Source organism: Paenibacillus sp. USDA918EY (assembly GCF_009870825.1).
Lineage (GTDB): Bacteria > Bacillota > Bacilli > Paenibacillales > Paenibacillaceae > Paenibacillus_AQ > Paenibacillus_AQ albilobatus.
In genome coordinates this window covers 17,166-30,384 of record NZ_WTWY01000005.1, presented here as the reverse complement: position 1 = coordinate 30,384, position 13,219 = coordinate 17,166, and the positions used below count along the sequence as shown (strand labels likewise).

The following is a 13,219-nucleotide window of genomic DNA, read 5'->3' as shown; positions in this document are numbered from 1 at the left end:
AAAAGGGGCTATCCGGCCCCTCCAGCCCCTTTGAAGTTCTCCCTCATTGTCAAAATCCCTTACTAAAAAGAAGAATTTTCGTCTATTCATTTGACTCCTTAAATTCACTTCTATCGCCTTCATACCATGGATTTAAATGAACCAAAACCTCTTCCACGTCAGAATGCTGCTCCATAATGGTCTGTTTAATTTTCCGGGATATGTCATGCCCTTCTTGGACGCTAAGTTCTGCCGGAACGCCGACTCTGACATCTACGATGATATAATGTCCGTGGTCCCTGCCCCGGATTCTGTCAAGGCGTTTTACTTCCGGTATTTGGTGAATCAGCTCAACGAGCTCATCTATTTTATCCGAATCGATATTTTTCTCCATCAATACATCTACCGATGATTTCCCCATGTGAAAAGCCAACTTGAAAACAAGAATAGCTACGATAATTCCTGCAACGGGATCTCCGTAGGAAAGAATTCCGATATGATAATGATCGCCAACCATGGCCAATCCGATCCCTACAACTGCAGCAATGGATGCATACACGTCTGCCAGATGATCATAAGCAGTTGCAATCAAGCCGTTACTTTTTAATCTCTTCCCGATCGACATGGTATAGAGATATAAAATTTGTTTTAAAATCAGTGAAAACACGGCTGCAAAGAGGGCAATAACCGTAGCTTTATGCGGCGGTTCAAAAAGGATCGCAACGGAATGGAAGGCCATGTAAATAGCTGCCAGCGCCAAAATAATCGCTACGATTCCAGCTCCTACTACTTCCGCCTTCCCGTGACCATAGGGATGATCATCATCGGGAGGCATTTTAGAGACACGCATAGAGCTGAGCGCAGCTCCAGTAGCAACGACATCCCCTGCATTGTGTACTCCGTCCGCGACCAATACCGGGCTGCCGAATACCATGCCTACTGCGAGTTTGATTGCAGTTAATGCAACATTGCTTATAAAACTGAGCCAAATCGCAATAGACGATTGTCTATTTTCGTTAACCAAAGCTTCATTTCTCCCTAAACCGTATTTAATCATCATTTGACTTGTCATATGTTTGCACGAAATAACGATCAGAATCTAATAGTAGCTTATAACCTTTGTGTGGGTCCAGAGAAACAGTTTTTGTCTTAATCTAAAAAATATGATAGATCATAAAATGTTGGATAAGCGAAAATCAAGTTTACATAATTATTTTGATGTTAATCCGTGTGCTGAAATGCGAATTGTAATTATTTACCGTTTTGCCCTTACTCCATTCGAAGAAATCCATATGATACATTGTATTTTATTTCAAGGAGGTAGCAGGAAATGAGTGAAGTCGTAGGGGGAGTTGGCGCAGGCTACGGTTATGGAGGATTATGGGGAGGAAATATCGGAGTTATTTTGGTTTTATTCATACTGCTGGTTATCATTACAAGATCTTTTGTATGGTAAACCATTGCAACTTTAAAAACCCTGCAAACGCTGCAGGGTCTATTCGACTTTTTCAATCTTTTCGGGAAAGGCTCTTCATATACTCTCTTAGGACAGGCGCCGTTTTGCGTACGACATGAGCGCTTCCGCCGCGATTTTGGACATCCTCGATCATCATCGCCATCATCAATTCGGCTCCCGCCGCATCATAAGCAACGAACCAACCGTTTTCCCGGCCTTTCTCCTCTTTTGTCCTTTTTAATTCGGCGGTGCCGGTCTTTCCCGCAATCTTGTAGCCTTTGATATAAGCTCCATGCCCTGTACCCTTCGGGTTGTCGACCACTTCCAGCAGCATGCCGTTTACCGCCGCGGCCGTTTCCGGCGTGAGCACCGGTTCTCGTCCTGTATCCTCCTGCGGCTCCTTGCCGTCCGTAAGCTCAAATACGGGAGAGATCAGCTTCCCCTCATTTATAAACGGGGTATAAGACAAAGCCAGGTGCAGCGAACTCATGATAACTTCACCTTGTCCGTAGGAAGAATCGGCTAGCAGGATTTCATTCGTTATCCCTTTATTCGACAAACTGGCTTTTGGAAAAGGATATGAAATCGGCAGAATCTTTCCGAATCCGAATTTTTCTGCTTCCCGGCTAAAATGTTCCGCTCCGATCTCGAGAGCCTCCTGAGCCAAATAAATGTTGTCGGAGTTTACGATTGCGTCCGTAAGGCTTTCCACGGAAACATCCCGCACCCTTTTCACGTAATAGTTGCCCCAGCTTTCATCTTTCGCCCACCGTAATCCCTTGATCGTTTTGGCCTTATCGACAGAGCTTATGCCAAGCTGCAAACCAATGGAAGCGGTGATCGGCTTAAAAACGGAACCGGGCGAGTATAGCTTCGTAAACCGGTTTAACAGCGGCTTTTGCGGATCTTCGATCCACGAATTCCATTGTTCCTCGGACAACCCTTGAATAAACAGGTTCGGATCATAGGCCGGGCTGCTGACCAAGGCCAAAATTTCGCCTGTCCGAGGCTTTATGGCAGCCCCTGTCCCCGCGTCTCCGTCAAACGACTGATACATGGAGCGCTGCAGCTGCGCATCGATCGTCACGTGGATGTCCTCTCCATCTACCGGATCGACTTTCGCAAGCGTCTCTTTTACCACCCCGTCCGCTTGAACGATCGTGATTTGGGAGCCATCCCGCCCTCTTAGGCGCTTGTCGTAAATTTGTTCCATGCCGGCTTTCCCGATCACGTCGGTTGAATCCAGCCGTTGTTCCGGATGCCTCTCGATATCTTGAGCGGTGACCTGCCGAACATATCCGGTCAAATGGGCAGCCGCCTCTCCATAAGGGTAGATTCTTGCGCTTTTGTTTCTTTTGGCCACCCCTGGCATGTCGCTGAAATCAAGATGAAGCCGATCCCCCGTCACATTGACGATGGGCACGAAAAGATCGGCCTTGACCCACGGAGCCGCGAGTTTTTCTTCAATAAAGGATTCCGGAACCGCAAGCCTCTTCGAGAGTTCGGCGATCGTTGCCTCCCTGTCTTCCCCGAGCTTGCCCGGTACGATGCCCAAAACTTCAATGCTTCCGTTCATGGCAAGTTCCCGGCCAAACCGGTCATAGATGGCCCCTCTTTCCGCTTTCAACGAACGTACGTTCACCTTATCCCCTTGTTTCATCGAAGGGAACAGTAAGGAAGGCTTCCAATCGACCTTCCATTCATGATTGTTATCTTGGTTTCTAGCGATTTGCATGGCGCCGTCGACGGCAATCGGTCCTGCGGCGGTGTCCATCCTAAGCCGATAATGAAATGTATGGATGTCGGAAGCTCCTTTTTTCGGTTGATCATCTTGAAGATCGGGAGCTACGCTAAGGTCGTTCATTTTGATCCCCTCGTAAATGGAGTTATACCGCGCGGCGAACTCTTTCGGCGTCATCGTATGTTGGGCGGATTCCGATATCAATTCGTACATTTGATCATAACGACCCTGCTGCCAATAACTGATGTAACTTTCGAAGACCTCTTCCGGTTGGACCTCCTCCTTTTTGCAGCCCGACAAAACGAGCACCAACAGCACAATGCAGATTAGCAAACGAATCATTTTCATATCCATACTCCTTCTGTCGACATGGTCTACATCAGGGGCTGTTTGTTGAACCATCGTTCATTTTTTGCCCTGCATACCCATCGCCCATGCATAATCCTCCTTCCTGCCTGACCGCTCATGAATTAAATGGTATAGTTTACCTCTAAGGCAAACAATGGAAATAATCTGATAAAATTATCATGATTGATATAGGTAGGAGTGATCTCCGAACATCTTTGCCTCAATCGATAAGGATCAACAGTCCTACACTGACACCATTTCGCCTAATCTGCTTTTAAAAACATGAACCAGGATATTTGCCTAAAAACGAGAATATCTTATTTCTAGTAGGCGGTTTACTGATAAAGGAGGGGGATTGAATTGGAGGATATCATTAAGGAGTATGCCTCTGGCTATGAAATGCTTCGGGATGCCATCGAAGGATTGACGGAGGAGGAGCTTCGTTACAAGCCTGCACCGGACAAATGGAGCATTCATCAAATCCTCATTCATGTGACGGATTCAGAGATCTCGTCCACAGCTCGACTAAAAAAAGTCTTGGCGGAAGATGAGCCGGCTCTGATTTCATTTGATCAGGATGCATGGGCGAATAACTTGGGGTATGATTTATTGGACCGCGAACAGTACCTGCTTCTGTTCAACATGCTGCGTTCCAGCATGCAACCTATTCTAAGCAATCTAACTAGTGAACAATGGGAGCGGGTCGGAGTGTATCCGGATCAAGAGCGGTACACATTTAAGCAATTGTTGGTCTACCGCGTCGAACATGTCCGCGGCCACCTTGCTCAAATTGAAAGGGTTAAGAAGGCTTATCGGGAGAATCAATGAACCAAATAAACTTAACTTCCTTAATCCTTTTTGCCCGGCGACAATAATATTCACTAACGTAAGCCCCTTGGCGATGAGAAAAGGACATGCTACGTCATCGATGACTGGAGCATGTCCTTTCTAGTTCCGATCATCTTATAGCTCTTTAGTCATAAAGGTGCTGTAAGGATCAAGGATATAGTCCGCAAAAGGCCCGCACTCTTTGAATCCGAAGGCCTGATACAGCCGCCTCGCCGGCTGGAACGATTCCATTGAGCCGGTTTCCAGGCTTAACCGCCGATACCCCCGGTTCCGCGCCTCTTCAATGATGTGAGCCAAAATGGATCTGGCCACACCCTTTCGCAAATGGGCGGATGCGGTCCGCATCGATTTGATCTCGCCGTGCCCCGGATCCAGCTCCTTGAGCGCCCCGCAGCCAAGCAGCTCTCCCTGCTCCCATGCACTCCAGAACGTCACGTCCGGCTGCCGGAGCCTGTCCAGATTGAGGGCATGCACGCTCTCCGGCGGCGACTCCTTTGCCATGCTCTGCAAATGCTCGCGGATCAATCCGGCAATTTCAGGCCCTGTTAAATCATCCACTATAATTTCCATACCGTTCACCCCGCCGACAGATTTTTGCATATGCGCGCTGTGATCATTGTACTGCCGAACCTGCCCGAACAAAAGGCAATTATCCGGGAAACGCTCCGCTTTTTTATTGAGTGTAACACTATATTATCCTCGATTTCCAAAAAAGAAAACTAGCACTCATGTCTCGTTTGCTATTTTGAAATGTCAATGATAAAAGAAGTAATTTCCTTGATTTTTGTTTTGTTTAAACTGCTATTGAAACGATAAATATTACAGAAAGCGTAGCTAATATTATTTTCGAGGTTCAGGATGCCATTTAAAGAACCGGAATATCCGTGCGTTATTATATTGCTGATAACTAACTCCGTTGGCTTTTTATCCATCAGTTTTTCAAGCATTCTTAGAACTTGATCCTTGCCTTGTAATGTATCGCTACCGATAAAACTCCATCGGATATCTTCAATGATGTTCTCCATGATCAAGCCAATATCGTTGCTAACAAAAGCAACATTAAACGCTCTAAGCAATTCTTTTTTCGGTGCGTTTCCGCAATCTTCTGCACAAATAATTTTCACTTGTTCGTATCGAATATTATCCTCTGACATGCTCACGATCTCCCTTTCTTCAAAAGCGATCATCTTCAAACCATAACTTTACAAAACATTTTTCTTATTCGACATCGTGCTTTCATATTCCTTGTTGTCTGAGGAACGAACTCACGCCGGATAATTTGTCTGTCCGTTGTCTTAGCACAGTAACCGGCATGTCAGGGGTTTATTATCATCTCAATCATCCAATAATACGTATAAGGTAATCATAGTGCGGGGTAAAAACGGGAAGCGGTCGATTCATATGTCCATGTTTTCGGTTTTTTATTGCTGAACGCGGTATCTTTTTTTAGTCTCCAAAAATTTGAGCAAAATCGAGATTTACGCTACTTCCTTTTTGCTTACGCGTTTGTTCTTGCGACAGCTCTAATCTGAAATTCGTGAAAAAGCAGGATAATAGTTAAGAACGGTAGCGCATGCAAGCTTTTTTGAATATACGTCATTTAAATGGACATTCATGGAGGGAAACCTTTTTGGACAATTACAGAAATATCGAAAACAAGTTCCGCCGGTACAAGGCCCATATTTCCATTGCCGGTACCACCCAAATTCATATCCGCAATCCGTATTTCATTGCTTGGTGGTCTGCAGCCTTTCCAGGTTTTGGTCACCTCCTGTTAAGCAAATATTTACGTGGTCTCTCCTTGTTTATGTGGGAAGTGATTGTCAATTGCAACGCAAAGATCAATCTGGCCATGGTATATTCCTTCTGCGGAAATATTGAGGAAGCGAAAAAGGTGCTGGATCCCAGATGGATGCTCATGTATATTCCGGTGTATCTGTTTGGCATTTGGGACAGTTACCGGACCTCGGTCGATATGAACAAAGTTTATTTGCTGGCGGAAAGGGAAAATGCGCCGTTTAACTCATTTTCCATCGGAGCGATGGAGATCAATTATTTGGACAAACGAAAGCCCGCCATGTCGGTCATATGGTCCTTATTTATGCCAGGCCTTGGGCAGCTGCACATCCATCGCGTGCTTACCGCGTTTTTCGCGCTGGCTTGGACGATCGCTTTTGTATATTTCTCCAAGATGCTTTTGGCCGTTCATTACCTGTTTATGGGTCAAATTACAATGTCAACCTCTGTGCTCGACAAACAATGGCTGCTGTTTATGCCTTCCATGTGGGGATTTGCAGTGTATGATTCGTATGCAAACACCGTAGAAAACAACAAGTTATTTGACTCCGAGCAAAAGGACTTCCTGATCAAACATTACCAAAACCCCTCTTTTCAAGTAAAAAAGGGAAAAGTGGTGGTATAAAACGATGGTACAGATTTTTTCAACGTTTGAGCATTCCACCAATTTAGAAATAGCGATTACTGAGCTGGAGAAAAACGGAATTAAAAAAGAACATATTTTTGCCGTACCCTTAACGAATCGCAAAACGGAGCGGCGATTGTTTGACAGCATTCATAACGCGGACGGCATTTCCTTGATTAGCACCGGAGCAACCCTTGGGACTGCGTTTGCCGTCATTGGGGCTAGCGTTGGTTTCAAACTGGCATGGGGGCCGATTTATTGTGGGCTGATCGGTGCAGCAAGCGGTTTTTGTCTTGGGATTTGCATCGACGTATTCTACTATAAGGTCATCAAAAAGAAACAACGACTGTTACGCGGAAAAAATTCAGAAGTAATCCTCATCATTGAGTGCGATGAAACCCAAGCTGATACGGTGGAGGATATTTTGTGGCATCATTATGCATTCGGGACGGCACGGATAATTTAAGAATTATATTTTGGAAGTCCAATCCTCCATTCTTCAACTTTAAGCAGAGTAACCTAAAGCAGCACCGAGCATGGGCAGCCGATCAGAAGAAGTCGGCTGCTTTTGATTGTTTTTTTATTGAGTTATCGATTCCCGACCACTTCCACTTCCCTACGGTACAAGCCCTATCAAGTAGTTCAGGAACAGCGGATAGAAATCCGGCTTGCGTACATAAATCATTGGGTCAAGCCATATGGTTCATATTATATAGGGTAAGGGGGCATGGTAAGTGCATGGACTTGATTATCATGGGTTCTTTGTGTGGTTTGCTTTCGGTTTGGATTGCGGTGTTTATCGTCTTCTTTCGCAGGAATTTAACCAGTATGGTCGGAATGATGGCCGCCATGTGCTTGGGAATGACAAGTGGATTAGCGATGGGATCATTGCTCGCCATCTGGCTGCCGGGTCAGTTTTTTGAATCTACGATGTTCGGAATGTTGATAGGCGGGGCAATCGGGGTTGTTACCGGTGCGCCGATCAGCTTAATGGCCGTCCTGGACGGTTTATTGTCTGGTATGATGGGCGGCATGATGGGAACGATGCTGATGGTGATGATGCCTTCCCCATATGCAGGGCTCACAGTCAAAATCATGTCCGTTCTATGCTGCGGAATAATGTTTCTTCTCTTCATCCTGCTGCAAGGGGAAATCAAAATCGATGTATTAAAACAAAGATCATTCCTGTTGTCGAATCCCCTCTTTATGTTTGCGGTCATTATATTGGCTTTTGTATTTATCCTGCTCACTTCACCCCATCAGAACTCCAATCTCCAGATGTCGCCTCCCGGTCAAACCCATGAAGATTCAGGACATGATCATCACTCATCCAACACGCTTGGATTACGTGAATCAGATCATGAATTGCTCATCAAAGCGACGGAATTCCCTTTCTCCCCTGCCGCTATTCTCTTTCCTATTCCCGTTTAGGCGGATTTTTATCCGGGTAAATAAACGTGTGTAAATACTCGGACATCGTATCGTCCGTAACCAACAGGAGGGGATTCATTGATGGACCGTAATAAGGAGCAGCACCCACAGAAGGATAAAAAGGACAGCCAGCTAGAGGAATTCCGTGTAAGCGATGCGGGCGAAGCAATGACTACCAACCAAGGCGTTCGAATTTCCGAGGACGAACATTCGCTCAAAGCGGGCGAACGCGGGCCGACGTTAATGGAGGATTTTCATTTCCGGGAGAAGTTGACCCACTTTGACCATGAGCGCATTCCTGAGCGTGTGGTTCATGCCCGAGGCTTTGGAGCGCACGGTTATTTTCAGGTGTACAAGCCGATGACGAAGTACACGAAGGCTAAGTTTCTGCAGGACCCTTCGATAAAAACGCCGGTATTCGTGCGATTCTCCACCGTGGCCGGTTCGCGCGGCTCGGCCGATACCGTTCGGGATGCCCGGGGCTTTGCCACCAAGTTTTACACGGAGGACGGCAACTTCGACCTCGTAGGCAACAACATCCCGGTCTTTTTCATCCAGGATGCGCTGAAGTTTCCTGATTTGGTTCATGCGTTCAAGCCGGAGCCCCATAACGAAATCCCGCAGGCGTCCACCGCGCATGATACACATTGGGATTTTGTCGCCAGCAACACGGAATCGGCCCACATGATCATGTGGACGATGTCGGACCGAGCGATCCCGCGCAGCTACCGGATGATGGAAGGCTTCGGCGTACATACCTTTCGTTTTGTCAATGACCAGGGCGAAGCGCATTTCGTGAAATTCCATTGGAAACCGCTGCTGGGCGTGCATTCCCTGGTTTGGGACGAAGCGCAAAAAATCGCCGGCAAGGATCCCGACTTTCACCGCCGCGACCTGTGGGAAGCGATTGAAATGGGCAACTATCCCGAATATGAATTTGGCGTGCAAATCATCCGGGAGGATGAGGAGTTCAACTTCGATTTCGATATTCTCGACCCGACCAAAATTTGGCCGGAGGAGCTCATTCCTGTTCAGCGCATCGGGAAAATGACACTGAACCGCAACGTGGACAACGTGTTCGCAGAAACAGAGCAGGCGGCCTTCCACGTAGGCAACGTGGTGCCGGGAATCGATTTCTCCAATGATCCACTGCTGCAGGGACGCCTGTTCTCTTATACCGATACGCAGCTGATCCGTCTGGGCGGACCGAACTTCCATGAAATTCCGATCAATCGGCCGGTGGCGGAGGTTCACAACAACCAGCGCGATGGTTACCACCGCATGACAATCAACCGGGGCCAAACCAGCTATCATAAAAACTCCCTTGGAAACAACGCCCCCCGCCCCGTTTCAGAGCAGGAAGGCGGATACGTTCACTATCAGGAAAAAGTGGATGGGCGCAAAGTCCGGGCCCGCAGCGACAGCTTCAAGGACCACTACACCCAAGCCAAGCTGTTCTGGAACAGCATGTCCGACGTGGAGAAGCAGCATATCATTAAGGCTTTCCGCTTCGAAGTGGGCAAGGTGAAAAGCAAAAACGTACAACAGCAGGTCGTCGATATGTTCGCCAACGTGGATCTGCTGCTGGCAGAAAAAATCGCCCTGGGCGTCGGCGTCAACCCGCCGAAGGCCGGAGAAGAAGCATCAGGGACGGCGGCGGCAAGAGGTGCCCATGCCCAGGCCTCGCCGGCGCTGAGCCAGCTTCATACCGCCATGTCACCGGCCACCCGCAAGGTGGCGGTGCTGGCCGCTGACGGATTCGACGCGGACGAAATGAAGGCCGTGCTCGATGCTTTCGCTGAAGCAGGCGTCGTGCCGGAAGTCGTCAGCGAGAATCTGGGGATGATTGCCGGAACCGACGGCAGGCGGCTGGAGGCAGTGCATACCTTCCTAACGGCCGACTCCGTGCTGTTTGACGCCGTCTATGTAGCCGGCGGGGAGCAGAGCATCGATAAGCTGCTGGTTATCAAAGAAGCGGCCAATTTCGTGACAGAGGCCTACAACCACTTCAAAACCATAGGTGCTTCCGCGCCGGCCATCAGGCTGCTGTCCGGCTCAGGCATGCATTTGGCTGACGCTTCGGCGTCTTCCGGCCACCTGACGTCTCCGGGCGAGGATACCGGACTGGTGATCCGCAAGGAGACGGAAGACGGCAGCGTCTTTGCCCGGCAGCTGGTCGACGCCATCGCCATGCACCGCCATTGGGGCCGGGAAATGCAGATGAACTCACCTTTTAAGTGAATCAATTGAAAATGGATGAAGGATGTCCGGCTTCGCTCATTGCGGGGCCGGACTTCTTAAATATTCGACCATTTTCATATGCAATTCAGACTCGGAGCATTGAAAAATCTCATTAAAAGCATGAGGAGCTCGGATCAACTTGTTTAATGCATCTATTCCGTATTTCTCCACAACAAATTCCACGAACATATAGGAGAACTGAAAACCTTTCATCGTTTCGAAATCCCAAGTATCGTTGTTTAATTCTTCAAAAGACGGGATTTCGAGATTGCGGATGGCTTCTTCCGTAGAGCCTTTTAGAAAGTCTTCGGTCATCTGTTTAGCTTCATATCCACCGATCCCCTGCCTTATCCATTTTGGTACATTGGGATTAATATCACTGATCAACCACATGGTGAACAAGTGGACCGTGCTTTTCAGGATGGATTGATACGTGTGCTCGGGTCCCGGGTTCAAGGGAGATACTATTTTAAGGATATGCCCCTCATACGTGCCCATAAACCAATTGGGAGCATCAGCTTCTCCTACTGCCTGATGAAACGTTGGCAGATCGGGGTATATTTCAATAACTACTTTTCGTGACGGATCGTGATTATATTTTGACGAGACTCTTTCGACATGTTTGCTGAGTTCAACGAACAAGTCATGATGTACTTTCTTCAGACGATTATTCGTGCCCTCGTTGTTGCCCTTATTTACAATTGAAATCAAATCTTGAATAGACATGATGGTAATGTCCCCCCATTCTTTTAGTTCTTTCCTCAGTTTTTCCAAAGATCGGTACAATCTGTTCTTCACGGCACTCTCGCGCATCTCAACGATCTTGGCGATTTCAGGCAGCGTGCAGTCCACAAAAAAGCGTAATGCAATAATTTCCTGGTCAACCTCATCTAATTGATTGAGCGCAGCTCCAATATCAATCCGAAAATCCACATAATTTGTAAATTCAAGAGAAATTGACTGTGATTCATAAGCTGTAAAATCAAATGGAGATTCTTTTTTTCTCGATATCCTCCTATATTCGTTTTTCACAGTATTCTGAGCGATGTTAAATATCCATGTGAATAAATTAGAGCGGCCTTTAAAGGTGTGAATGTTTTCGACGGCTTTCAAAAAAACCTGTTGAGTCAAGTCATCTGCTACCATTGGGTTCAATTTTAACGAGAAGTACTTGCGGATTCTTGGACGATACAGCTCATACGTGCTTTCAAAGCCGGTAACGCTCTCCTGTTTATCCGGATAAACAGGTTTTGTGTCTTGAGCTCTTGACATGGTGAGAACCTCCTCTTGATTTACAATGAATTAGACACCGGAGGGAGCCAAAAAGCCACGCCATTTGCAAAAAAAATAAATGATTACGATTAACAGCGGTTAGCCCAGCAAAAAAGGGCCGTTTCAGATAACCTAAAGGGCCCACAAGTACGTTCTATTAATTATTCTCTACTCTTGAGTAATAAGTTATTTTCTTCTTACCGGTATCCAGATCTCCCCCGTAACATGCTCTCCTGTTCCATAATACATTTCGAAACTAGGGCCTTCAATCTGCTCGTATTCGGATGCCGGAAACCACTCGGAATAGATTCGATCCCATAGTTTTTGCAAATCGCATTCCGGCTCCGGGAATATTGCCCATGTGAATGCCGGAACAGAAAGTTTTGTAAATCTCTCCAGAATTTCGAGTCCCTTTGGTAAATGATAACATATCATGTATTTGAAAGATTCCCCATTGTCATCATATAAGGCCGCATGCAATAGGGTGTCGCCAAAACGTCCCAGTATTCCCTCTCCTTTCAAGTTCAATATTATCGAAGATAAAAAATGAATGCCGTGCATTTCCTGCACGAAAAAGTCAGCATGCCGAAGCTATTCAAACTCATTTTTTCGCCCCAGCTCCACGCTGGTTTAAACAATCGATGGAGGTATCGATTATGTCACTTTCGTTATCAAGTCCGGGAACATGTTACGCAAGCCATTTTAGCACCTGCTGAAATCATTGCTTGCAGGAAGAGTTAAGTATGTATACTTTTACATCTCCCAATCCAGATGCCCCTTCCGCATTTTTGCAATGTAAATGATTTGTCCCGTATGACTAGGCAAGTGTCTAAATTGATGTAAAAGCATTTCGAGAGCGGTGGCTTGATTATCTAAGGCGCCATTAAGCGTTGAGTAATTTATGTATGGCTGCTCCAGCAATTTTTCAGGATTTGCTTTCATGATTTCAAGAACCTTAATGATGCAATCGTATGATTTCTCTGAAAGTTCTAATGCTTGTTCTTTCGACATTTGCAGACCGCGATCAAATTCTTTACTCCGATCCAGGTTATTTGGAGCACCAAAATATACGGTTTCAAACCATTCATATACCGCCCCTGAAATGTGTGCGACCAAATTAGCGATACTATTGCTTTCTGGCGTAGGTGACCATAAAATATCTTCTTCGGATAATTGCTCAATGACAATACGAGTCCACTTCTGATCGGCTTTGTATTTCCTCATCAGAAAATCAATCACTACGGTAGCAGTATCCAAATTTGTTCACGCCCCTCTTTACGGATAGTTTTTATTAGGAAAAAAATAATACGAACAACTTCATATCGTTAAAAAAAGCCCCAACTTCGAGGCTCTTATAAGTTGTATTCGACCAACCTGTTTACCCGATCCCTCCTCCATCTATATTTGTGGAACAGAATGCATTCGATATGTTATTCTTCGTTATAGAACAAACACCTCCTCGGCTTTAACCTGTACATAA

13 protein-coding genes are annotated in these 13,219 nt (G+C 46.4%); 6 read left to right on the top strand and 7 right to left on the bottom strand.

Annotated features, from left to right (window positions below):
• Window positions 1-82: 82 nt before the first annotated feature.
• Window positions 83-1,051: a cation diffusion facilitator family transporter gene (locus GQY55_RS12230; protein WP_236575569.1), complete on the bottom strand. Its 969-nt coding sequence runs from the start codon at window positions 1,049-1,051 to the stop codon at window positions 83-85.
• A 258-nt stretch (window positions 1,052-1,309) separates the two neighbouring features.
• Between GQY55_RS12230 and GQY55_RS12225 the strand changes: the two genes are divergently transcribed.
• Window positions 1,310-1,435 (top strand): sporulation protein YjcZ, encoded by a 126-nt coding sequence (locus GQY55_RS12225; RefSeq protein WP_160041693.1) that lies wholly within the window; start codon window positions 1,310-1,312, stop codon window positions 1,433-1,435.
• A 52-nt stretch (window positions 1,436-1,487) separates the two neighbouring features.
• Here GQY55_RS12225 and GQY55_RS12220 read toward each other — a convergent pair whose 3' ends face one another.
• On the bottom strand, window positions 1,488-3,524 hold the full coding sequence (locus GQY55_RS12220; protein ID WP_160041691.1) for a penicillin-binding transpeptidase domain-containing protein: 2,037 nt from the start codon (window positions 3,522-3,524) through the stop codon (window positions 1,488-1,490).
• Between the two features lie 360 nt (window positions 3,525-3,884).
• Here GQY55_RS12220 and GQY55_RS12215 point away from each other — a divergent pair, with 360 nt between their 5' ends.
• On the top strand, window positions 3,885-4,352 hold the full coding sequence (locus GQY55_RS12215; protein WP_160041689.1) for a DinB family protein: 468 nt from the start codon (window positions 3,885-3,887) through the stop codon (window positions 4,350-4,352).
• Between the two features lie 135 nt (window positions 4,353-4,487).
• On the opposite strand, the gene GQY55_RS12210 is transcribed toward GQY55_RS12215, so the two are convergent.
• Window positions 4,488-4,943, bottom strand: a complete 456-nt coding sequence (locus tag GQY55_RS12210; protein ID WP_160041687.1) for a GNAT family N-acetyltransferase — start codon at window positions 4,941-4,943, stop codon at window positions 4,488-4,490.
• Between the two features lie 170 nt (window positions 4,944-5,113).
• Window positions 5,114-5,527, bottom strand: coding sequence for a nuclear transport factor 2 family protein (locus tag GQY55_RS12205; RefSeq protein WP_160041685.1), 414 nt, complete (start codon window positions 5,525-5,527; stop codon window positions 5,114-5,116).
• Window positions 5,528-6,003: 476 nt separating this feature from the next.
• On the opposite strand from GQY55_RS12205, the gene GQY55_RS12200 reads away from it, so the two are divergent.
• The 4 genes from GQY55_RS12200 to GQY55_RS12185 all read left to right on the top strand — a co-directional run bounded on the left by GQY55_RS12200 (window position 6,004) and on the right by GQY55_RS12185 (window position 10,467).
• Window positions 6,004-6,795, top strand: coding sequence for a hypothetical protein (locus GQY55_RS12200; protein ID WP_160041682.1), 792 nt, complete (start codon window positions 6,004-6,006; stop codon window positions 6,793-6,795).
• Window positions 6,796-6,799: 4 nt separating this feature from the next.
• Window positions 6,800-7,261, top strand: coding sequence for a hypothetical protein (locus tag GQY55_RS12195; RefSeq protein WP_160041680.1), 462 nt, complete (start codon window positions 6,800-6,802; stop codon window positions 7,259-7,261).
• 272 nt (window positions 7,262-7,533) lie between these two features.
• A complete protein-coding gene (locus GQY55_RS12190; protein ID WP_160041678.1) occupies window positions 7,534-8,226 on the top strand; it encodes a hypothetical protein in 693 nt (230 codons plus the stop codon).
• Between the two features lie 81 nt (window positions 8,227-8,307).
• Window positions 8,308-10,467 (top strand): catalase, encoded by a 2,160-nt coding sequence (locus tag GQY55_RS12185; RefSeq protein ID WP_160041676.1) that lies wholly within the window; start codon window positions 8,308-8,310, stop codon window positions 10,465-10,467.
• A gap of 36 nt (window positions 10,468-10,503) precedes the next feature.
• Here GQY55_RS12185 and GQY55_RS12180 read toward each other — a convergent pair whose 3' ends face one another.
• The 3 genes from GQY55_RS12180 to GQY55_RS12170 form a co-directional block, all read right to left on the bottom strand.
• Window positions 10,504-11,739, bottom strand: a complete 1,236-nt coding sequence (locus GQY55_RS12180) for an RNA polymerase sigma factor (protein ID WP_160041674.1) — start codon at window positions 11,737-11,739, stop codon at window positions 10,504-10,506.
• A 186-nt stretch (window positions 11,740-11,925) separates the two neighbouring features.
• A complete protein-coding gene (locus tag GQY55_RS12175; protein WP_160042262.1) occupies window positions 11,926-12,300 on the bottom strand; it encodes a GyrI-like domain-containing protein in 375 nt (124 codons plus the stop codon).
• Between the two features lie 192 nt (window positions 12,301-12,492).
• The gene (locus GQY55_RS12170; protein ID WP_160041672.1) at window positions 12,493-12,996 is read right to left on the bottom strand and encodes a DinB family protein; all 504 of its coding nucleotides are present in this window, start codon (window positions 12,994-12,996) and stop codon (window positions 12,493-12,495) included.
• Window positions 12,997-13,219 lie beyond the last annotated feature (223 nt).